General features: G+C 37.6%; 20 protein-coding genes, 1 riboswitch and 1 other annotated feature. Of the genes, 14 read left to right on the top strand and 6 right to left on the bottom strand.

Going from position 1 to position 21273, the window contains the following annotated elements:
* Positions 1 to 284: 284 nt before the first annotated feature.
* The 4 genes from galT to BR72_RS23175 form a co-directional block, all read right to left on the bottom strand.
* Positions 285 to 1814, bottom strand: coding sequence for a UDP-glucose--hexose-1-phosphate uridylyltransferase (gene galT, locus BR72_RS23190; RefSeq protein ID WP_081904984.1), 1530 nt, complete (start codon positions 1812 to 1814; stop codon positions 285 to 287).
* The gene (locus BR72_RS23185; RefSeq protein WP_035437653.1) at positions 1811 to 2980 is read right to left on the bottom strand and encodes a galactokinase; all 1170 of its coding nucleotides are present in this window, start codon (positions 2978 to 2980) and stop codon (positions 1811 to 1813) included. The genes galT and BR72_RS23185 overlap by 4 nt, the downstream gene beginning before the upstream one ends.
* An 88-nt stretch (positions 2981 to 3068) precedes the next feature.
* Positions 3069 to 4100, bottom strand: coding sequence for a galactose-1-epimerase (locus BR72_RS23180; protein ID WP_035437652.1), 1032 nt, complete (start codon positions 4098 to 4100; stop codon positions 3069 to 3071).
* A gap of 20 nt (positions 4101 to 4120) precedes the next feature.
* Positions 4121 to 5569, bottom strand: a complete 1449-nt coding sequence (locus tag BR72_RS23175; protein ID WP_035437651.1) for a glycoside-pentoside-hexuronide (GPH):cation symporter — start codon at positions 5567 to 5569, stop codon at positions 4121 to 4123.
* 243 nt (positions 5570 to 5812) lie between these two features.
* Here BR72_RS23175 and BR72_RS23170 point away from each other — a divergent pair, with 243 nt between their 5' ends.
* The 11 genes from BR72_RS23170 (at position 5813) to BR72_RS23120 (ending at position 15140) form a co-directional block, all read left to right on the top strand.
* Positions 5813 to 6718: an AraC family transcriptional regulator gene (locus BR72_RS23170; protein ID WP_035437650.1), complete on the top strand. Its 906-nt coding sequence runs from the start codon at positions 5813 to 5815 to the stop codon at positions 6716 to 6718.
* Positions 6719 to 6768: 50 nt separating this feature from the next.
* Positions 6769 to 6871: riboswitch (TPP riboswitch) on the top strand.
* Between the two features lie 106 nt (positions 6872 to 6977).
* Complete coding sequence (locus BR72_RS23165) at positions 6978 to 7298, top strand: MTH1187 family thiamine-binding protein (protein ID WP_035437648.1); 321 nt, start codon at positions 6978 to 6980, stop codon at positions 7296 to 7298.
* Positions 7246 to 8046: an ABC transporter permease gene (locus BR72_RS23160; RefSeq protein ID WP_035437647.1), complete on the top strand. Its 801-nt coding sequence runs from the start codon at positions 7246 to 7248 to the stop codon at positions 8044 to 8046. Before BR72_RS23165 ends, BR72_RS23160 begins: the two co-directional genes overlap by 53 nt.
* Entirely contained in the window at positions 8043 to 9035 is a 993-nt protein-coding gene (locus BR72_RS23155; protein WP_035437645.1) for an ABC transporter substrate-binding protein, read from the top strand. The genes BR72_RS23160 and BR72_RS23155 overlap by 4 nt, the downstream gene beginning before the upstream one ends.
* Positions 9032 to 9781, top strand: coding sequence for an ABC transporter ATP-binding protein (locus BR72_RS23150; RefSeq protein WP_035437644.1), 750 nt, complete (start codon positions 9032 to 9034; stop codon positions 9779 to 9781). The genes BR72_RS23155 and BR72_RS23150 overlap by 4 nt, the downstream gene beginning before the upstream one ends.
* A gap of 412 nt (positions 9782 to 10193) precedes the next feature.
* Positions 10194 to 11732, top strand: a complete 1539-nt coding sequence (locus BR72_RS23145) for an ABC-F family ATP-binding cassette domain-containing protein (protein ID WP_035437643.1) — start codon at positions 10194 to 10196, stop codon at positions 11730 to 11732.
* A gap of 156 nt (positions 11733 to 11888) precedes the next feature.
* Positions 11889 to 12260, top strand: coding sequence for a DnaJ family domain-containing protein (locus BR72_RS23140; RefSeq protein WP_035437642.1), 372 nt, complete (start codon positions 11889 to 11891; stop codon positions 12258 to 12260).
* 200 nt (positions 12261 to 12460) lie between these two features.
* A complete protein-coding gene (locus BR72_RS23135) occupies positions 12461 to 12709 on the top strand; it encodes a hypothetical protein (RefSeq protein WP_197059968.1) in 249 nt (82 codons plus the stop codon).
* 362 nt (positions 12710 to 13071) lie between these two features.
* On the top strand, positions 13072 to 13215 hold the full coding sequence (locus tag BR72_RS23130; protein WP_035437640.1) for a hypothetical protein: 144 nt from the start codon (positions 13072 to 13074) through the stop codon (positions 13213 to 13215).
* Positions 13216 to 13294: 79 nt separating this feature from the next.
* A complete protein-coding gene (locus BR72_RS23125; RefSeq protein WP_035437638.1) occupies positions 13295 to 13879 on the top strand; it encodes a TetR/AcrR family transcriptional regulator in 585 nt (194 codons plus the stop codon).
* A 64-nt stretch (positions 13880 to 13943) separates the two neighbouring features.
* Positions 13944 to 15140 carry an MFS transporter gene (locus BR72_RS23120; protein WP_035437636.1) on the top strand — a complete coding sequence of 399 codons (1197 nt, stop codon included), beginning with the start codon at positions 13944 to 13946 and terminating at the stop codon, positions 15138 to 15140.
* 240 nt (positions 15141 to 15380) lie between these two features.
* Here BR72_RS23120 and BR72_RS23115 read toward each other — a convergent pair whose 3' ends face one another.
* Together BR72_RS23115 and BR72_RS23110 are read right to left on the bottom strand one after the other, a co-directional pair.
* Positions 15381 to 16667 (bottom strand): MFS transporter, encoded by a 1287-nt coding sequence (locus tag BR72_RS23115; protein WP_035437634.1) that lies wholly within the window; start codon positions 16665 to 16667, stop codon positions 15381 to 15383.
* A gap of 96 nt (positions 16668 to 16763) precedes the next feature.
* Positions 16764 to 18077 carry an alkaline phosphatase family protein gene (locus BR72_RS23110; RefSeq protein ID WP_035437632.1) on the bottom strand — a complete coding sequence of 438 codons (1314 nt, stop codon included), beginning with the start codon at positions 18075 to 18077 and terminating at the stop codon, positions 16764 to 16766.
* A gap of 131 nt (positions 18078 to 18208) precedes the next feature.
* Between BR72_RS23110 and BR72_RS23105 the strand changes: the two genes are divergently transcribed.
* From BR72_RS23105 to BR72_RS23095, 3 genes are all read left to right on the top strand, one after another.
* Complete coding sequence (locus BR72_RS23105) at positions 18209 to 18484, top strand: YesK-like family protein (protein WP_035437630.1); 276 nt, start codon at positions 18209 to 18211, stop codon at positions 18482 to 18484.
* Between the two features lie 104 nt (positions 18485 to 18588).
* Positions 18589 to 18793: a binding site (T-box leader), on the top strand.
* Positions 18794 to 18837: 44 nt separating this feature from the next.
* The gene (gene proS / locus BR72_RS23100) at positions 18838 to 20268 is read left to right on the top strand and encodes a proline--tRNA ligase (RefSeq protein WP_035437787.1); all 1431 of its coding nucleotides are present in this window, start codon (positions 18838 to 18840) and stop codon (positions 20266 to 20268) included.
* A gap of 249 nt (positions 20269 to 20517) precedes the next feature.
* A partial coding sequence (locus tag BR72_RS23095) for an SH3 domain-containing protein (protein WP_035437628.1) occupies positions 20518 to 21273 on the top strand: 756 nt, incomplete at its 3' end.

Here is a 21273-nt window from a genome sequence, read left to right as displayed (position 1 = left end):
TATGTTACAAAAGGGTTATTTTGGTATTTTTATATTTGTATGTATAAATAAATGGTTAATCAAATTGGATGTTGTAATCTGTGGAAACATAAGGTTGTAAATAAAACTGCACTAGAAATTTCACCTTTTCTAGTGCAGTTCTTTTTCGAATGTTTTAATACCCTTCTCGATGACTATGATACCATTTCCATTCTGTAGCGATAATATCCTTAATAGAAATATATTTTGGTTTCTAACCAAGAACTTCCTTGGCCTTCAAACTTGATGCAATTAACGCATCTGAATCATCTGGTTGAGGCGCATCGATTCGTGCTTTGTAATTCTTTGATAAAGCGATCAAACCCTGCCTTGCCATCTTTATTCATCTTATAGACACCAGCATCTTCTAAGACACGTTCAAATTTTTGGGCAACTTCAGTTTGAAGAAATCTTTGGATGGTCTCTTCTGTATAGCCGCCCTTGGCTTTTAATTCATCTGCCCATTTTTTATGGATTTCAGGAACAGTGGCTTCCTTATCTAATAAGTACAGTTCAACTTCATGGAGCTCCTCAATCAAACGTGGAGGGAGAATCGCAAGGCCCATGACTTCAATAAGCCCGATATTTTCTTTCTTAATATGCTGTACATCTGGATGTGGGTGAAAAATTCCATCAGGGTATTCCTCACTCACATTATTATCACGCAGGACAAGATCAATTTCATACTTTTCTTCATGGCGCCGCACAATTGGTGTAATCGTATGATGATTTATGCCATCTTTTGATTCTGCACGAATTTGTAAAGATTCATCTGAATAGTTCTTCCAACTTTCATGGATATAGGCGCTGGCATGAATTAGTTCTTCTTTGTTTAAAGAAGAGAGGCGAATTACACTCATTGGCCAGTTGACAATACCGCAAGAAATATTCGGGTAGTCAGATAGTTCGAATGTTTTAAGAACTTTAGCCTTTGCCATTGGAAAGTTATGGCGTCCAGATTGATAGTGATCATGACTTAGAATCGATCCTCCTACAATAGGTAAATCGGCATTTGAACCAATGAAATAGTGTGGCATGATTTCTACAAAACTGAGTAAACGAGAGAATGCCTCACGAGAAATTTTCATTGGCCGATGCTTCTTAGATAATACGATGGAGTGTTCGTTAAAGTATGCATATGGTGAATATTGAAAACCCCATTCTTCTCCATCTAGCTTGAGGTCAATGATTCGGTGATTGCTTCTGCCTGGATGGTTTAAGCGACCGAAATATCCTTCATTTTCAATACAAAGCAAACATTTTGGATAATTGCCCCTCGGTGCATTTTTAGCCGCCATGATCTCTTTTGGATCTTTCTCTGGTTTGGACAAATTAATAGTAATCTCAAGTTCACCATATTTTGATTCTGCTAAATAATGAATATTTTTTGCAATCGCACAGGTCTTTATATAATCATTTCGTTTACTTAGTTCAAAGAAATAATCCGTTGCTTGTTCGGGGCTTTTGCGATATGCCTTCAGGAAATTTGCATTGACCTTGGAGGGAAGTGGGGTAATTACATTCATTAAAAGCGCTTCGAACATATCATGATTGGCCCCGTGTTTAGAGATCATAAGATTTTCCGTCGCTTTATCCATAAGCGTATCCAACAGCATATGTGGGTCTGTTTCAACTCCGCTGGTAATCTCTCCCATTTCCGATTCGCCAATCAAACGTAATAGCTGATTGTGCATATAAATTCGGTCACTTTCCTCAATGGCTCCATTCTCAATTGCAAGTGTAGTAAAATCGTAAATTGCTTGACATGTGTTCATCGTTTCCACCTCACTCATCATCCAATCACTGTAGTTCCACTACCAATGTGTGCTACATAAAAGATAGGTGCATATCCCACAACTTTGATATATTCATCATAAACATTGTTTTTAAAAGTGTTGGTTTCACTCTCTTTTACTAATGCGATGGCGCATCCCCCAAATCCTGCTCCAGTCATCCGGGCTCCAAGTGCACCCTTTTGTTTTTGCGCAGCGGCCACCAATGTATCTAATTCAAGTCCGGTTACTTCATAATCATCTCTTAAAGATGCATGAGAAGCATTTAATAGCTTTCCGAACTCTTCTAAATCACCTGCAGTAAGAGCTGCTTTGGCTTTTTTTGTACGTTCATTTTCGTAAACTGCATGCTTCGCGCGTTTCATTAGGATTTCATCCCCAATAAGACTTTGATTTGCATCAAATTCTGTTTTGCTTAGTTCTCCAAGCGCATGAATCTCTAGCTTCGTTTGAAGACGTGCGAGTGCTTCTTCACATTCAGCACGGCGCTCATTATATTTTGAATCTGCTAGTTCACGACGTTTATTCGTATTCATAATTACAATAGCATAGTCGTCCAAAACAACTGGAACCATTTCATACTCTAACGTATTGGTATCAAGGAGAATCGCTTTGTCTTCCTCACCAAATCCAATAGCAAATTGATCCATAATACCAGAATTTACACCAATGAATTCATTTTCAACTTTTTTACCCATTTTCACTAATTCAAGTCGCGTTACGTCTAAGTTAAACAAGTCTTCTAATACTACGCCTACAAGTAATTCAAGTGAAGCACTACTGGAAAGTCCCGCTCCATTTGGAATCGTTCCTTCAACTAATAACTCAAAACCACAATCTATTTTATGACCTGCTTCTTTCAGTGTTAAGATAACTCCTTTTATATAATTTGCCCAATTCGCATGTTTATCATAATCTAGTTCATTCAATGTGAAACTTATTACTCCGAGTTCTTCAAAGTTCGTTGAGTAAACGAATACTCTATCATCCTCACGACGTCTAGCTACTCCGTAAGTTCCATAAGTAATAGAAGCGGGGAATACATAGCCACCATTGTAGTCTGTATGTTCTCCAATTAAGTTGATACGTCCTGGAGAAAAGTATTGAGTTGTTTCTTGAACGCCAAATACCTCAGCAAATTTTAAAGCTAGCTCACGTTTCTTTTCCATAAGTATAAGCCTCCCTTTTGCATTCATTTCAAATAAATTCTGATAGCAGTACATATTTCATATTTAAAGAGACTATCTAAAATGACTCTCAAATAATATGAAATTCTGTCATCGTATGATAAGTTGAATCCGCTCTAAGAACGATATCCCCAAAATCGGGATACTGTTCAGCACCCGGAGAAACCTGTGTTTCAAAGGTAATTCCGCCATGGTTTGCAAGTTGCTTTTCATGCATGAGAGGGGTATTCTCACCAAAATTTGCCGTAAAGATGACGACGCTTGGTTCTTTTGTGGCTATTTCAATAGTAACCACTTCATCCGGGCTAATGAGTTTCACTGAACGATTTGATAGTTCAGGTCGGTTCAAGAAAAATGGGTGATCAATTCCATCCACTAATTCTTTTTGATCAAAAGTACTATTGAAGGTTTCCTTAAGTTTAACTGGCTTTCGAAAATCAAACGCAGTTCCTTCTACAGGCAACTTTTCACCAATTGGAATACTTTTAGGGTCAAGTGGTGCAAATCTATCACTATCCACCCATAATGTGTGTTCATTTACAGGCTGCGTTACATCACCAGTTAAGTTGAAGTACACGTGATTTGTTGGATTAAACAAAGTATCTTTGTCACTTGTCGCCCTAGTTTCTACTTTCCAAACATTCGTGTTTGTTAACGTGTAACGTATCTCAACATCAAGATTCCCCGGAAAACCATTTTCACCATCTGGACTCACCGTGTGAAATATGACTGAAGCCTCATCATTATTATCGATAACTTGATATTGCCACTTTTTACCTTCGAATCCTGGGGTACCGCCATGTAAGGTGTTGCCGGTTGTCTCATCAATTTGTACTTTATAGATATCCTTATCAATTTGAAAAGTTCCATTTTGAATTCGTCCAGCTACTCGTCCAATTGAGGCACCAATATATAAATCTTTTTCAAAATATTCCTTTGCTGTATCAAAACCAAGCACGAGCTCACGTAGACCATTCGTTGTCGGTACCTTTAAACTCGTAATGCGAGCACCTAAATCTGAAACAGTTAATTGCAAGCCGTTCAGATTGTTAATCGTGATCATCGTATAACCTGCACCGAAATCTTTTGTTGTAATATTCATTTTGACTCTCCTCTACTCCTTTATTTAGAATGAGCAAGTGCAGCACCTTCAGTTGCTTCCTCGCCATGATTTAGCTTTGCTTCTAGTTCTTTGACGATTTGAGCATGTTTTTTCTCAGTTAATGTGATCTTCCATGCGAAAATGATAGCAGAGAAAATCATGAGTGCTGCTGGGAGGTAGAACGCATACAGATGAAACGTTGAAATACCGTCTGCAGTAATGTCTGCTGCTGTGGCATTGCCAGTCATCCCAGAAGCAACAGCTACAAACCCAACGATTCCGTTTGATAAAGCTCCGGCAATTTTATCGAGTAATGGACGAATTGATAAAGTCACAGCTTCGTTTCGGGTACCATTTTTCCATTGTCCATATTCAACTGAGTCGGTAATAGTCATCAAAGCTGAAAGAAAAATGAGCTGCTGAGGGAAGTAGAAGAGCACCAATCCCACAATAACCATTGGTAGACTTGTACCAGCTAAGCCAAAACATACGTATGCCAAAAGCATCATTACAATCCCGCCAATATAGACAAAACGTCTTGAAATTAATTTCGTGAGCGTTGGGAAAAGTGGAACGGCAATTAAGCCTAATACAGCTGCAATTAATCCCACAATCCAGAACTCACCTGAATTTCCTAGAATATATTTGAAGAAGTAGAATAACACAGCAGTAGTTGCAACATTGGCAATCGCATATGCAATATATGAAAGTGCTAACCACATCAACTGATCGTTTTTAGCGATGGCTTTGAAAATATCTTTAATGCCTGCCTTTTCTTGTTGTTGACGAATTACGCTATCATTTTCTTTTGTACCAAGTGCTGTAATAATTGCTGTTCCACCAGAAATAACAGCAGCAATCACGCCAAACCAAAACCAACCAGAAGCCCCCTGAGAATGTTCACCAGTCATCAAGAAAGTAAAGAACGTAACGATTGGTACAACTGCTAGTGTAGTCCCGTTTGCCCCAAGTGATGATCCAAGTCGCGCAAATGTTGCCAATTTTTCTCGTTCCTTAGTTTCAGTGCTTAACGCTGGAATCATCGACCAAAAAGCAATGTCCTTAAATGAATAAAAACTATCGAGCAAGATATAAACAATTGCAAATAAAATGATGAACAGTGTAGTATTATGAATTGCAAGACCGAAGAAATTAGTAAATATACATACAAGAAGGATAGAACTAACTAAACCACCAATGACTAACCAAGGCTTAAATTTCCCGAATCTCGTTTTTGTGTTGTCAATTATTCCTCCAATAATCGGATCAAAAATAATTTCTACCAATCGGATTACTACGACTAAACTCGTAATAATTCCAATCATTTTTGCAGTCGTTGCTTTATCAGCTCCAGTGAACATCGCACTCGTAACAAAGACCATAAAATAGGTGCTCAAAGTTACATAAAATATGTCATGACCAAATGCACCTAAGGCATAGGAAACACGTTGTTTTAATTGTCCATTCATTTTTATTCCCCTCTTTTTGAAAAAAAATTTTAACAACAATTAAGAAAGCGCTTGCAAAGTTAAGTGTAAAAAACTAACGAACTCCATTCATGTCCTTTCGGTGGTTTTCTTTTTCATGTATAGTTTAACAAGAAAACGCTTTCCGTTTTATATCGTTTTGTGACCTTGATTTAACCTTTTGTTGCATTTCTTCCTTCAAAAGGCAGCTTAGGTTATAGTAATCACGAAGAGGGGGAGAAGCTCATGGAACAAGCAATCTTTATTAAAAAAGAACAGCATCACTTCTCAGGCGAACTTTATTTTGATTTTTGTGGTTTTTCAAAAACACTGCCTTTTCATACTTTTGGACCAGCTGTACGTAACAGCTACATTATTCATGTCGTGTTGGATGGAAAAGGAACGTACTATATAAAAGATGAAAAATATTCATTGCAGAAAGGAAATATTTTTCTCATTCCTCCAGGGGAGTCGACCTTTTATCGCTCGGATGGAGAAGAACCATGGTTATACGCGTGGCTGTCATTTGGCGGGAAGGTCGCAGAGGAAATTATTCATTATTCGAGTTTTAAAGAAGATAACTACTCTGTTACCGCAACTAACATTCAACAATATTCGGATATTATCTTGGAGTGTATGAATTACTCCCAGGGTACATTAGAAGATGAATTAAAGTTGAATGAGCTGACCTATCGTTTTTTAAGATTATTACTTACAGATGGCGGCGAATTCTCACCATCTGTAAAACAAAAATTTTCACGACTCGCGATTGAAGCGATGACATATATTGGAGAACACTATGTAGAGGAAATTACAGTAAGTGATGTGGCAAATCATCTTGCGGTCAATCGAAGCCATCTTTCGCGGGTCTTTCACAGTCATTTCGGGATGAGCATGAAGGACTGGCTTTTAAGGGTGCGCATTAATCACGCAGCGTATTTACTTTCAATGACAAATGAATCGGTAGAAAACATTTCTTATCAGGTGGGTTTTCGCAGTTTAGTAGTCTTTAGCCGCATATTTAAAAAAGTGACTGGAGAAACACCTACGCATTATCGAAAACGTATGTCGAAAGAGAATTTCCAAACAATCTCTTTATCAAGCTTGAAGTTCTTACTTGATGAACAAGAAATTATTTCACGGGCCACTTAGGAAAAATAAATTTGTTTGTTCATAAAAATAATCCATGCTACAATGAAAACGAATTGAAACAGGGGAGCCTATGTGGCTGAGAGGATGTAACAATACATCGACCCTTAACCTGATCTGGATAATGCCAGCGTAGGGAGTTGTATCAAGAATCGTAGCAATTGTTATTCTATGATAACTTGTATATAAAGCTTTCCTGCTTTGCGGCAGGAAAGCTTTTTCTTTTTGTATGAAATTTATTTAATATGGGGAGGAATTTAGTATGTCACAGCAAGTTACAGTTTCATTTTCAGTTGTACCACAAGCGAAGCATAAAGATGTATATGCGGTTGTAGATAAAGCGATTGAAGTTGTTCAGCAGTCAGGTGTGCGCTATGAAGTTGGCGCGATGGAAACGACAATGGAAGGGGATTTAAACGAGCTTCTTGATATTATTAAACGTGCGCAGCAAGCTTGCATCGATGATGGGGCAGAAGAAGTGGTTACTTCTATTAAAATCCATTATCGCCCAAGCACAGGCGTAACGATTGATGAAAAAGTATGGAAGTATCGTGAAGAATATGAAAAAACAGAAGAAATCTAATATAGCAATTACGACAATTTGGCTGTTCCTTCTCATCGCAATATGGGAAGGAGCAGTTTCGATATTCCATATTGAACCGTGGATTTTGCCGAAGCCGTCTGCAATTGTACATGAACTTATCGACATGAAAGATTTACTACTTCCCAATACAGTGCAGACTTTGCAAGAAGTACTTATCGGGTTATTTTTTGCCATTATACTTGGAACGAGCATTGCAATTATTATGGATGTGATTCCGTTATTCCGTGTGTTAATCAATCCGCTATTAGTAATTTCACAAACAGTTCCGATTGTTGTACTTGCACCTTTATTTATTATTTGGTTTGGCTACGGAATGCTGCCAAAAGTAATGGTTGTTATTCTCGTATGCTTCTTTCCCGTTACACTTAGTATTTTAGAAGGTTTTCAAACGGTAGATCAATCCATGCTAAAGCTGCTGCAAACCATGAGGGCAAGTAAGTGGCAAGTCTATCAAAAAGTAAAATTTCCAGCAGTATTGCCATACTTTTTTTCGGGATTAAAAATTGCTGTTACATATAGCGTAATGGGAGCCATTATTGGGGAATGGCTTGGTGCAAGTGAAGGTCTAGGTGTTATGCTGACAAGGGCAACAAAATCCTTTTTAACAGCTCGTGTGTTTGGAATTGCTGCTGTTATTGTCTGCGTGACGCTACTGTTGTATTTTATTGTTGAATTTATGGCAAGACTAACAGCACCGTGGGTTTACAGAAAGGATGGGAGAAAATGAAAAAAGGGTTAAAAGTGTTATTAGCAGCTTCGTTATTATTTACATTTGCAGGCTGCTCAGCAGGCAAGAAAGAAGAAAGTAAAGAGAAAAAAGTAACAGTAGTATTGGATTGGTTTCCAAATACAAATCATACTGGTTTATATGTAGCAAAGACGAAAGAGTATTATAAAAAACAAGGGTTAGATGTAGAAATTATTCAGCCAGGTGAAAATACGTCTGCTGAACAAATGGTAGCATCAGGTAAAGCTGATTTTGGTGTAAGTTATCAAGAGAACGTAACAACAGCAAGGGTTGAAGATATTCCAGTTGTATCAATTGGTGCGGTTATTCAACATAATACATCTGCATTTGCATCTTTAAAAAAGGATAACATCACATCTCCAAAAGCATTTGAAGGAAAACGATATGGCGGTTGGGGAGCACCGGCTGAAGAAGCGACATTAAAAACAGTTATGGATAAGCATCAAGCAGACTATAATAAAGTGCAAAAAGTTGTGCTTGGACAAACAGATTTCTTTAAATCGATTGGCCGTGATGCTGATTTTGAGTGGATCTATTATGGCTGGGATGGTATTGAAGCGAAGAGAAAAGGCATTGAGCTGAACACGATTATGTTAAAAGATTTAAATCCAGCATTAGATTATTATAGTCCTGTTATTATTACTAGTGAAAAACATGTAAAACAAGATAAAGACTTTGTGAAGAAGTTTATGAACGCAACAACAGATGGCTATAACTTTGCAATTAAAGAACCGAAAGAAGCAGCGGATATTTTAATTAAAAATGTACCGGACATTAATAAAGAGCTTGTACAAGAAAGCCAAAAATGGTTAAGTACGAAATATCAAGATGATGCGAAAGCGTGGGGAGTACAGAAGGAAGAAGTATGGACGAATTATATGAATTTCTTATATGACAATAAAGTCATTAAAAAGAAAATTGATGTGAAAGCGGCCTTTACGAACGAATTCCTTCCGAATGAAAAATGAGCGGACTACAAGTAAAAGACGTTACGAAAACATTTGATGAGAAAACAGTGCTAGAGCATATGAACGTTGTGGTTCAAGAGGGTGAATTCGTTTCTTTTGTTGGACCAAGTGGTTGCGGAAAAAGTACGTTATTAAACATTATAGCTGGCATTGAACAAGCAAATGATGGAGATGTGATTTACGAAAACCAATCCGTTATGAATCGAAACATTGTGAGCTATATGCCGCAGCAAGATCTCTTGCTTCCATGGCGTTCAGCCCTTCATAATATTGTATTACCGTTAGAAATTGAAGGACAATCGAAAAGAAAGCGATTAGAAATTGGTATGGAAGCATTACGGCAATTTGGACTTGATGAATATGCAGATCATTATCCAGACGCGTTATCAGGTGGAATGCGGCAACGTGTTAGCTTCTTACGGACGTATTTATGTGATAAACCGATTATGCTTCTTGATGAACCCTTTGGAAAACTAGATGCATTTACAAAAATGGAAGTGCATAGCTGGTTATTAGAGTCATGGCAAAAAGGGAAACAAACGATCATAATGGTTACGCATGACCTAGACGAAGCGATTTTGTTATCAGATCGCGTCTTCATTCTGTCACAGCAACCTTCAACAATTGTCGGCGAAGTGAAAGTGAACTTGCCGCGCCCTAGAACGATGGACATGTTAACGTCAGAAGAATTAAAAGAAGATAAAACAGAGATATTGAAAATACTAGCTCCTTATATGAGGAAATAAAGCATTACCCCTTAACGGTTTTTGATACTATTAACTGTTAAGTGGTTTTTTGTTAGATTCTAAGCAGGAATTTTAACAAATTTGCAGAATTTAGCATATGATAGAATAAATGTATGATTTTTGTTTATTCTATATACAAATAATAATTTCTAAAGAGGTGAAAGGATAAGATGACTTTATCAACTGTTCTTCAAATGGTTTTGGCTTGATAAGGGAGTAGTCTGCCCATTTTTTGAGTAAAAGCCAACCGAAAGACAGTAGATAAAGAACCTTATTCCTTTTTTACGATAATAATTTGTAATGGATAAGGTGTGTTTACCTTATCCATTTTTACGTTTAGCGAATTGAATATTGTTTTTTTGTACTGTTCTCTCGTTTGGCTTTAGATGTAAAGCGAAAAGGAGAGAGTAAAATGAGTATGTTATCAGTTGAAAATCTTACCCATATGTATGGGGATAAAATAATCTTTCAAAATATTGGTTTTCGATTACTTCGAGGTGAGCATGTTGGTCTTGTAGGGAGCAACGGAGCGGGAAAATCAACGTTACTGCGTATATTATCAGGAGAGTTACTTCCTGATAAGGGAGCGATTGAATGGTTTCCTCAGATGAAGATCGGTTTTTTACAGCAACATATAGATTTGCAGGCTGGCACAACGATTATGCAGTATTTACAAAGTGCCTTTGCTCACTTGTATGATATCGAGAATAAGATGCTGCAAATCGCAGAGAAAATGGCAACATGTGATAACCTGGAACAATTGTTAGTGAAATACGGAGAATTACAAAGTGTACTTGAGCATTCTGATTTTTATCATGTTGAGGAAAAAATCGAAATGATTGCTACGGGATTAGGAATTTTAGAACTTGGTATGGATCGCGATGTGGCACAACTAAGCGGCGGCCAACGCACAAAACTGTTATTAGGAAAATTATTATTAGAAGAGCCGCACGTTTTATTACTCGATGAACCAACAAACTATCTTGATAACGTGCATATTGAATGGCTTATGGGTTATTTGAAACATTATGAACACGCTTATATTGTCGTTTCGCATGATGAAAGGTTTTTAAATGAAATTACGAATGTCATTTATCATTTAGAACATAAAGGACTGAAACGCTATATCGGCAATTATCAATCATTCATAACAAACTATGAGCAACATAAACAGCAATTACAAGTCGCGTATGATAGGCAACAAAAAGAGATGGAAAGACTAAAGAACTTTATTCAAAAGAATAAAATTCGTAAAGCGAAACAAGCAAAGAGTCGTGAGAAAGTATTAGCAAAAATAAATCAAATCGGAAAACCAACTTCTGCACTGCAACCGCGCTTTATGTTTCAGGTGCACTTGGATCCAGTTAGCCGAATTTTAGAGACTAAAGATATGCAGATTGGTTATAAAGAGCCTTTATTCAGCCCCATTGATTTACAAATAAAGCGCGGTGAAAAAATTGCAATCGTCGGCTATAACGGGATTGGGAAAACAACAATGTTAAAAACAATGCTTGGGTATTTGCAGCCGTTAAGTGGCACGGTGCAAATAGGAGAGCGAGTAAACCCGGCGTATTTTGCACAAGAGGAATTTGCTACGGAGCAAACACCGCTTGAGGAAGTATGGTCACTGCGGCCGGATATGACGCAAAAACAAATTCGGCAATCATTAGCAAGATGCGGCTTAACAGAAGAGCACATTTTACAGCCGCTTTGTTCTTTAAGCGGCGGAGAACAAACGAAAGTACGTTTATGTGAGTTAATGTTAACAGAAAGTAATGTACTTGTTTTAGATGAACCGACGAATCATTTAGATGTTCGGGCAAAAGAAGCACTGAAGCAAGCTCTTATGGAATATGAAGGCACAGTGCTACTCGTTTCTCATGAACCAGATTTTTATGAAGAATGGGTGACGCAGGTTTGGACTGTGCAGGACTGGTGCAACCGCACTTAATAGTGAGGAAAGTGTTTCTTGTTAGTTGAACCAATCGGGCTTTTACGGGCAGTTATACCCCCACCTATCTTCTTTGCTTCTCTTCCAATCTTGAGGTGGGGGTCTTACTGCCCGTTAATGCGGGATAAACTGTAAATAAGGGGAGGGGGTGGTGTTATGGATATTTTTTCGATTCTTGCGGAGGAACGTATTCGGCAAGCGCTGAAAAATGGTGAATTTGAAGACCTGCCAGGGAAAGGGAAACCTCTTGAGTTAGAAGATTTATCGATGATCCCAGAAGAACTTCGCATGAGTTACAAAATTTTAAAAAATGCTGGTATGATCCCTGAAGAAATGCAGTTACAAAAAGAGATGTTAAAAATAGAAGATCTAATTGCTTGTTGTCATGATGAGGAAGAGAGACAACAATTACAAGAAGAATTAACGGCGAAATCACTTCGTTTTCAACAACTGATCGAAGAGCGAAAAATGAAAGGAACAGCTTCATTTGGTATATACCGCGATAAGATATTTCGAAAACTTTTGTAAGGAAGATCGTATGATTTTGAAGTAAATAAGAGAGAACGATTGTTATCTGTACAATTAGCTCGAAAATTATCCTAATTTAGGTAAAAATGTAATTTTATTAGAGGATATGGAGAGAGTTTTGGCGAAATATTTAGTTGTGATTGTTTTCCCTGAAAAATATAAATCGAACTCTAGCTGAAGAGTGAAAGGGGGATTTTAGGATGGAAATGGAAATGGTAGTAGGCGTTATGTTTTTTATTTTACTGTTTGCAATTATTGTAAAAGCAAATGCATCGAGTGGAAGAAAAAAGGGACGAAGCCGATACAATTCCGATTCAACGGATAGTACAGGATATAGTACAATATTTTTTGCAGACTCTAGTGATAGCTCAGGAGATTGTGGAAGCTCTTTTGGCGGAGATGGTGGCAGCTGTGGCGGTGGAGATGGCGGCGGCGGAGGTGGAGATTAACACAGAAATGCGCCTGAAGTGGCGCATTTTTTATTGTTCTGAAATTTAAACAAACGTTTGATTAGTTGGGGGAAAGCCTTGGGAAATGTATTAAACAAACGTTTGATTAATGGGAGTAAAGCGCTGTGAAAAGCTGGAAACATGACATGAAAAGCCCTTTCTTTTTAGGTGGGCGAGAGCATCTGGCTGTGCATGGAAGCGGTCAGTTTCTTTTCCTGCCACGTGCAAGATTTAAAACAGAGGGAACAAGCAAGTAGCTGGCATGCTGTATTCTACATAGCAGCGACTTATGTGTTGGAAAATCAAAATATATTCATATAAATAAACACCTGATTAATAAAGAGATAAAGAGGGAATATGGAATGGAAAAAAAGCCGAAATTGAAAAACAAAGGGAAAATGATTGCATTTGCTGTAGTGGGGGGTGGGTTTGTTTTATTTAAGATTGCGTTAAAACTTTGGAAAGTGTATGCGATTCATAACTGGATTGATAAGATGTTTTCATAAATAAGGAAATTTCCTCTTGTAAGAAAGAGGAACTTTTTGTTAAAATTAGACTGAACGGTCGGTTTAGTGAGGTGCAATAATGAGAAAGAGTGCTGAAGAAATTAAGAGAGAAATTGCTTATAAAGCAAAAGAGCTATTTTCAAAAACAGGGTATGCAGCAACATCTATGGAAGACATTTGTGAAGTTACTGAGCGGAGTAAGGGCAGTATTTATTATCACTTTAAAAGTAAAGAAGAATTGTTTTTATTTGTAGTGAAGCAGCATACGTACGATTGGCTGGAAAAATGGGCCGAAAAAGAAAAGCAGTATCAGACAAGTACAGAAAAGCTGTATGGTCTTGCTGAATATTTTGTGGACGATGTCCAAAACCCAATTTCTAGTACAATTGAGGAATTTTTAACGAGTCAAGTTGTAAGGAAAGATATAATGGATGAAATGATTGCCTTAACTCGTGAAACGTATGGGATTTTCAAGAAGCTAGTCGAAGAAGGAATGGCATCAGGTGAATTTCGCCAAGATGATGTAAATGATCTCATGTACGTTGTGAACGGTCTATTAGCTGGACTTGGTCCACTATATTATGAAATGAATGTAGAAGAAATGAAACGGATTTATAAGAAAGCAATTGATGTTTTATTACAGGGAATGGCAGCTGGATCGTAATATCAGTAGCTTTTCTTTTGAAACTAATTAGACTGAACGGTCGGTTTAGAAAAGGGGAGATATGATGAATGCTTTGTTAAAAAATCGAGTGTTTCTGCTTGTAATTGCTTCTGATATATTACAACAACTTGCGATTTGGATCCGAAATATGGCGCTTTTGTTTTTTGTTATGGAACAGACAAATAATGATCCCGTTTCTGTTTCTATATTGTCTGTCATGGAATATGCTCCTATATTTATCTTTTCGTTTGTTGGAGGTGCCTTGGCTGATCGGTGGAATCCAAAGCGCACAATGATTACAGGGGATATATTAAGTGCGCTATCTATCGTTATGATTGTATCATTGTTAAATGTTGGGTATTGGCAAGCGTTATTTGCTGCAACATTTGTGTCAGCAGTCGTCAGCCAATTTTCACAGCCAGCAACTTCGCGCGTTTTTAAACATCATGTCGAAGAGGAACATGTTAGTGCAGCCATTGCAATATCTCAAAGTTTACAAGCATTATTCCTTATCTTTGGTCCAGTTGTCGGAACATTTGTATATACGCAGCTCGGTTTATCCGTATCATTGTACAGCTTAATCATTCTTTTTGCTTTATCAGCCCTTTGTCTTTCATTGCTGCCAAGGTGGGAGAAAGCGGTAGAGATGACGCAATCTTCATTATGGAATGATATAAAAGAAGGTTGGTTGTATGTGTTACGTTCGAATCCTCTGCTAATGTTGACTGCTGCTTTTTCAATCATTGGTTTAGCATCGGGGTTAGTACAACCGCTTGAAATCTTTCTCGTTGTGGAGCGGTTAGGAATGGAGAAAGAAGCTGTCCAATATTTAACTGCAGCTGATGGCATTGGAATGTTAATTGGGGGCGGCATAGCAGCTATGGTTGCTACAAAAGTAAAGCAGAAACATTTGCTCGTTTTTGGGATGCTCGTTTTAGCCGTCTCATTTGTTGTAGAAGGATTTTCGACTTCGTTTTGGATTACAGTGTGCATGCGTTTTATAACAGGAATTTGTTTAGCTTGTGTAAATATCGTAATCGGAACGTTTATGATTCAACTTGTAGATGAAAACATGATTGGCCGGGTAAACGGAACGGTATTACCGCTATTTATGAGTACATTGTTAATCGGTGTTTCACTAGGAGGAGTATTGAAGGAGACAACTTCGCTCGTAATCGTATTTAGTATAGCGGCAGTATTAGGTTTAGCAGCTGTTTTACCGATACTTCGAATGAAAATGACACAAAAACAAGAAGGATAAAAGATAAAAACGGAGCTGACTTGGAAAAGGACGAATGTCAGCTCCTTTTCGGGCATTTAGAATGTTGAACATTGTCGGATCGTCTTTAAATCGTGTCGAATCGCCGATATATCGAAAAAATCGCCGATATATTGCAAAAAACGGTCGATATATTTGAAAAATCGCCGATATATCAGTGTACATATAATAAGGAGCTGGTTCAAAAGACATTTACATCTCTTTTGAGTCAGCTCCGTTTCATTATAACGTCTCTGGTTTTTGAGAAGGCTCTGTTACAGAAGTCGAAGAACCCTCTGGTACACGTGTTAACAGAAATCCTCCTATTATAAATAGTACGATAATACTTAACACACCAGCGTTTGTTTTACCAGTTAACTGCGTTGTGACACCGACGAGAACAGGACCCATAATGGCTGCGAATTTACCAAATATGTTATAAAAGCCGAAGAATTCGTTTGCGGATTCTTTCGGAATAAGCTTTGCAAAATAGGAGCGGCTTAACGCTTGAATACCACCTTGTGAAGTAGCAACGAGCATCGCTAAAATCCAGAAATCTAACGTTGTTTTTATGAAGTAAGCGTACGTACAAATAATAATATAAATAATAATACCAACATATAGCATTTTCTTTCCGGTAAATGTTTCAGATAACTTGCCATATAATAGTGCAAATGGACAGGCGACAATTTGTGTAACGAATAAAATAATGATTAAATTTGTTGCGCTAATGCCAAGGTCTGTTCCATATGCTGTTGACATTGTAATGATTGTGTCGACTCCATCAATATAGAAGAAATAAGCAAGGAGGAAGAAAAAAACGGTTCGATATTGACGGATATTTTTAAATGTATAAGCAAGACGTTTAAAGCTTGTCACAACAGGATTTGGATCACGTTCGATAAAATAGTGTTGTTCAACATTTTTTAACATAGGGATTGTAAAGAGTCCCCACCAAAGCGCTGTAATTGCGAATGAAATTTGGCTTGTCACGCCGACTGATAGTGGGATGACACCTTTTTGTGAAAGAATAATAAGAGCCATGCAGCCGATAAATGGAATCGTGCTCCCGATATAGCCAAGAGCAAAGCCGCGCGTTGAAATACGGTTCATTCGGTCCTCTGTCGTCACATCTATTAAAAACGCATCGTAAAAAATATTGGCTCCTGCAAATCCAATTAAAGCAAACATATAACAGCCAAGTAAAAGAATCCACTGCGAAGTTGGTACTGCTGCCAACATCCCTGTAAAAGTAATGCCTAATAGGAAAAAGAATGTGAAGAACCGTTTCTTAAATCCTTTATAATCAGCAATTGTACCGAGAATGGGAGCAAGTATAGACACCATAAGTGTCGCAAAGGAATTGGCATACCCCCAATATGCAGTTGATGTTGTACCTGCAAGTCCAGCTTCTTTAGCGGCTGCTTTAAAGTAGATTGGAAATATAGCAGTTGTAATCACGAGTGAATATACCGAGTTTGCCCAGTCATATAATATCCAGCTTTTTTCTTGCCTGGACATTTTTTTCATATACGTTCCTCCTCTAACTAATGTAATGTTATTGTACATAAAGACGTACGTAAAAAAGATAAACTAACTGAATATTTACATATTTTTTACGGAACTTTACAGTTCTAATAAATCTTCAATAACTTTCCCGTCTGTTTCACCAAGGTGTAACCCAAGTAATCTTGCAATTGTAGGACCTTCATCAATCAGTCGCATGTGCGGAATAACCGCGCCTTGACGAATTCCCTTACCAGCTGCCATGAAAATCGTTTCATAATTTGGTTTTGACGGGGAATAGCCGTGAGTACCAAACGTATATTTTTTATTAGATGTTACATCTTTTCTTGTAATCTCTCTTATAAAGTCTCCAGTATGATTTTCTAAAAAGTAATAGCCTTCTCTTGCTTCTAGCATAAAGAGGCAATTTCCGTCGGCTCCTAAATCTTTTGCTTCCTCATCGGTTAATAGAAATTCTATGCCGCTTTGTTTATCTTGTATGAGCTCTTGCAATAAACGGTGTAAGTCTCCAATTGTTTCTGTATCATTTTTATCTTTTACGTATATATATGCTGAGCCGTCACAGCTTTGACAATATGCTTTCCAATTTGTTACTTCCCCTTTTTGATTCACGTTAAGAAAGCCTTTTTCACGCAATAGGACGTTTAATTGAATAGCCTTATTCTCGTCTAATGCGCTATGATCTCCAAGTGCAATGATCGTCGCCCTGTCATACATGCCGCTTTCGCGGAGCGCATCGACAATTGCACCTAGACGTTTGTCATGGCGATGAATCGCAGCGACTGTTTCCTCAGAAGAAAATCCATGGTAATGGCGCTGCGTATCTAAGTCAGTGAAATGAACAAACATAAGATTTGGCTTTTTCGTTTGAATTGTATGTACTGCAGAAGCAAGGACAAAATCATCAAGCTCCGGTTGTGACAAACCATTTCTAATGTGACCAAAACGCTGATTTAACTCTAGTTGATACAATGGGCTCCCACTGAATAAGGAGACGAGCACTTGATTTTGCCAGGGACGATTTGGAAAAATTTCCGGCATGTTGTAGTCAATTTTTGCTCTTCCTGTTACAGGCCATAGAAGTGAAGCTGTTTTTAAGTTTGCTTTTCGCGCTTCATCATAAAGGGTTGTTCCTTGAATCGAGCGGCGGTACCAGTGCCAATCCGGTGATTCTTTCCCAGGTTGTAGCAGTGTATTGCTTACAACCCCATGCTTCGCAGGATAATTTCCTGTCACAATCGTTGTATGAGATGGGTATGTAACAGATGGATAAATACCTTCAACTTTTTCAGCGTATGCACCGCGTTCTAGTAAAGAGCGAAAGTGCGGAAGGTTTTGTAATATAGGAAAATCTAAAGCTGATAAACAATCAAAAGATAAGATAATGACATGTTTTGTAGCAGGTTTGTTCATAGAATAATACCTCCAAAAGTTCTACAACTTATTTTTATATATTACTATTAATACTTGGTAATAAAAATACTGATAAAATGAAAGTTTTTTTAGAATTTTTAGTTTATAATATAATTAAGGGAGTGAAAAGAATGGAATTTTTTCTAATAAGCAGCATAATCACAATGATTCTTGTTTTTTTGATTTCGTTCACATTACGCAAAAATTTCCCAAATCGTTCGCTTGATATTACGTTCGGACTTATTATGAGTATCATTTTCTTGGGTTGCATTATTTGTACGTTATTTTTCAGAGATGGATGGGAAGGTATGGCATATGGTTTTCTCTGTTTTTTTATGTTAATTGGAACAGTTACTGGGATGTTACTTCATCAAATCGTGAAATTTTTTCGAAAGAAATATATGTAATACGAGTATAAAACAAAGTAAATTGAAAAGAATATATAAAAATCAAAAAATTCCCTATTGCGTTATAATTGAGTGTGTATTATGATAATCAACAAATTTATATTGTTATGACGATGAAAAAGGATTAGTACATATTCAATCTTTTCGCAGAGAGAGAATCCAGTGGCTGAGAGATTCTTAAAAGAAAATATGGAACCTACCTTTGAGTTCTGCATATGCAGCGGGATAGTCCCGTTATAAAGCAAGAGAGCATATACATGTTGTATATGAATCAGGGTGGTAACGCCGGCAAAAAGCTCGGTCCCTATTTTAGGGATGCGGGCTTTTTTTATTTTGAGAAGGAGGAAAAGAAAATGAAAAAAGAACAAGTACAAGCCATTACAAAAATGGAAGAAGATTTCGCACAGTGGTATACGGATATCGTAAAAAAAGCGGAACTTGTTGACTATTCAAGTGTAAAAGGATGTATGATTTTACGCCCTTATGGTTACGCCCTTTGGGAAAACATTCAAAAAGTAATGGATGAAAAGTTAAAAGAAACAGGTCATGAAAATGTATATATGCCAATGTTTATTCCAGAAAGTTTACTTCAAAAAGAGAAAGACCATGTAGAAGGTTTTGCGCCAGAGGTAGCGTGGGTAACGCACGGCGGGGATGAGGAATTAGCTGAGCGTCTCTGCATTCGTCCAACATCTGAAACGTTATTTTGTGAGCATTTCTCAAAAATTGTACAGTCGTACAATGATTTACCAAAGCTATATAATCAGTGGTGCTCTGTTGTCCGTTGGGAAAAAACAACACGTCCATTTTTACGCACAACTGAATTTTTATGGCAAGAAGGTCATACGATTCATGAAACAGCGGAAGAATCACAGCAAGAAACGCTTAACATCTTAAATATATATGCGTCGTTTTGTGAGGAGTATTTAGCGATTCCAGTTATAAAAGGACAGAAGACGGAAAAAGAAAAATTTGCAGGGGCAAAAGCGACGTACACAATTGAAAGCTTAATGCATGATGGAAAGGCATTACAAACGGGTACATCGCATAATTTTGGCACGAACTTCACGGAAGCGTTTGATATTAAGTTTCTCGATCGAAATGGGAAGTGGCAATATGCGCACCAAACATCTTGGGGCGTATCAACGAGAATGATCGGCGGTCTTATTATGGTGCATAGTGATGATAATGGACTTGTATTACCACCAAAGATTGCACCAACGCAGGTGATGATTGTTCCAATTGCTCAGCATAAAGAAGGCGTGTTAGAAAAAGCTGCTGAACTGCAATCTCGTATTCAAAAAGTTGCGCGCGTGAAAATGGATGCAAGCAACAAAACACCAGGCTGGAAGTTTAATGAATATGAGATGAAAGGTATACCAGTTCGTTTAGAAGTAGGGCCGAAAGATATTGAAAAAAATCAAGTTGTCCTTGTACGCCGTGACACGAAAGAAAAAGAATTTGTAGCTATAAATGAATTAGAAGAACGTATTACAAAGTTACTTGAGGATATTCAGCAGTCTCTATTTGAAAAAGCAAAAACTTTGCGTGAAGAAAAAACGTATGTAGCTACTACTTTTGAAGAGATGAAGCAAGTATCAGCAGAAAAGCAAGGATTCATTAAAGCAATGTGGTGTGGAAGCCTTGAATGCGAAGAAAAGTTAAAAGAAGAAGCGGGCGTTACATCACGTTGTATGCCATTTGAACAAGAAGAATTAGCTACGCATTGTGTGTGCTGTGAGAAAGATGCGAAGCATATGGTGTATTGGGGTAAGGCGTACTAAGAATGAGAAGGAGCTGATTGATCAGCTCCTTTTTGTGCATTTAGATTATTGAACATTGCCGAATCGCCGATATATAGAAAAAGCACCGATATATTAGTCGACATATAAATCTGTATATGTACATGATCGCATGAATTCTTGACAATCCTCAAACAAGGGAAGCGATGGCAATTATGTTATAATATGAGATAAGAAAATAAGGGAAGGAAGTGACTTGGGAATATAGACATCTTTATATTCTAGTGAGCTATGAAACGAACAACAAAGCAAATAATAGCTGGTACATTTTTAGCGACGGTAGCATCTCTTACTTCTACAAATGCTTTTGCACAAGAAGAAACCACAGCTACAGTAAATGCCACAAATTTAAATATACGTCAACAACCAACAACACAAAGTAAAATTGTCGGAAAAGTGAAACAAGGAACAACTGTAAAGGTATTAGAAATACAAAAAGACTGGGCAAAAATTTCTTACGATGGTAAAGAAGGCTATGTTTCACTGCAGTTTTTAAAGATAGCAGGAGCAACGCCTACAATAGAATCGAAGCAACAACCAAGTATTAATAGCGGACAACATGAAACAGGTGTTGTAACAGCAACACGTTTGAATGTTCGTAATAATCCTGGTGTAGGTAGCACTCTTCTTGGAAGTGTTCAAAAAGGAGAGACAGTTACTATTATAGGAAAAGCAAATGGCTGGGCGAAAATTTCGTACAAAGGAAAAGAAGGCTACGTTTCGCTAGAGTTTGTGAAATTAGGGGATAAGGAAACAGAACAGATTGAGTCAGGCCCGCAAGAAACAGGAACAATCACAGCGACAAGTCTGCGAATAAGAAGCGCAGCGAACACAAATAGTACGATTCTCGGATACTTAAAGCAAGGCGAGAAGATAACAGTACTAGGAAAAGCGAACGGCTGGGCGAAGATTTCGTACAAAGGAAAAGAAGGTTATGTTTCGCTATCGTTTGTGAAAGTAGAGGGTAAGGAAACAGAACAGATTGAG

It is taken from the genome of Bacillus sp. UNC322MFChir4.1, from assembly GCF_000746135.1.
GTDB lineage: Bacteria > Bacillota > Bacilli > Bacillales > Bacillaceae_G > Bacillus_A.
The sequence above is the reverse complement of the archived record's forward strand: the minus strand, read 5'-3'. Positions and strand labels throughout refer to the sequence as shown.

Coding starts and splice junctions, on each gene's coding strand:
- BR72_RS23185 (WP_035437653.1), bottom strand. CDS start 2,980: ATGGAAAAGAAACGTGAGCTAGCTTTAAAATTTGCTGAGGTATTTGGC.
- BR72_RS23175 (WP_035437651.1), bottom strand. CDS start 5,569: ATGAATGGACAATTAAAACAACGTGTTTCCTATGCCTTAGGTGCATTT.
- BR72_RS23135 (WP_197059968.1), top strand. CDS start 12,461: ATGGAAATGGAAATGGTAGTAGGCGTTATGTTTTTTATTTTACTGTTT.
- BR72_RS23125 (WP_035437638.1), top strand. CDS start 13,295: ATGAGAAAGAGTGCTGAAGAAATTAAGAGAGAAATTGCTTATAAAGCA.
- galT (WP_081904984.1), bottom strand. CDS start 1,814: ATGATGAGTGAGGTGGAAACGATGAACACATGTCAAGCAATTTACGAT.
- BR72_RS23115 (WP_035437634.1), bottom strand. CDS start 16,667: ATGAAAAAAATGTCCAGGCAAGAAAAAAGCTGGATATTATATGACTGG.
- BR72_RS23145 (WP_035437643.1), top strand. CDS start 10,194: ATGAGTATGTTATCAGTTGAAAATCTTACCCATATGTATGGGGATAAA.
- BR72_RS23130 (WP_035437640.1), top strand. CDS start 13,072: ATGGAAAAAAAGCCGAAATTGAAAAACAAAGGGAAAATGATTGCATTT.
- BR72_RS23180 (WP_035437652.1), bottom strand. CDS start 4,100: ATGAATATTACAACAAAAGATTTCGGTGCAGGTTATACGATGATCACG.
- BR72_RS23155 (WP_035437645.1), top strand. CDS start 8,043: ATGAAAAAAGGGTTAAAAGTGTTATTAGCAGCTTCGTTATTATTTACA.
- BR72_RS23165 (WP_035437648.1), top strand. CDS start 6,978: ATGTCACAGCAAGTTACAGTTTCATTTTCAGTTGTACCACAAGCGAAG.
- BR72_RS23105 (WP_035437630.1), top strand. CDS start 18,209: ATGGAATTTTTTCTAATAAGCAGCATAATCACAATGATTCTTGTTTTT.
- BR72_RS23140 (WP_035437642.1), top strand. CDS start 11,889: ATGGATATTTTTTCGATTCTTGCGGAGGAACGTATTCGGCAAGCGCTG.
- BR72_RS23170 (WP_035437650.1), top strand. CDS start 5,813: ATGGAACAAGCAATCTTTATTAAAAAAGAACAGCATCACTTCTCAGGC.
- BR72_RS23150 (WP_035437644.1), top strand. CDS start 9,032: ATGAGCGGACTACAAGTAAAAGACGTTACGAAAACATTTGATGAGAAA.
- BR72_RS23160 (WP_035437647.1), top strand. CDS start 7,246: ATGAAAAAGTATGGAAGTATCGTGAAGAATATGAAAAAACAGAAGAAA.
- BR72_RS23120 (WP_035437636.1), top strand. CDS start 13,944: ATGAATGCTTTGTTAAAAAATCGAGTGTTTCTGCTTGTAATTGCTTCT.
- BR72_RS23110 (WP_035437632.1), bottom strand. CDS start 18,077: ATGAACAAACCTGCTACAAAACATGTCATTATCTTATCTTTTGATTGT.
- proS (WP_035437787.1), top strand. CDS start 18,838: ATGAAAAAAGAACAAGTACAAGCCATTACAAAAATGGAAGAAGATTTC.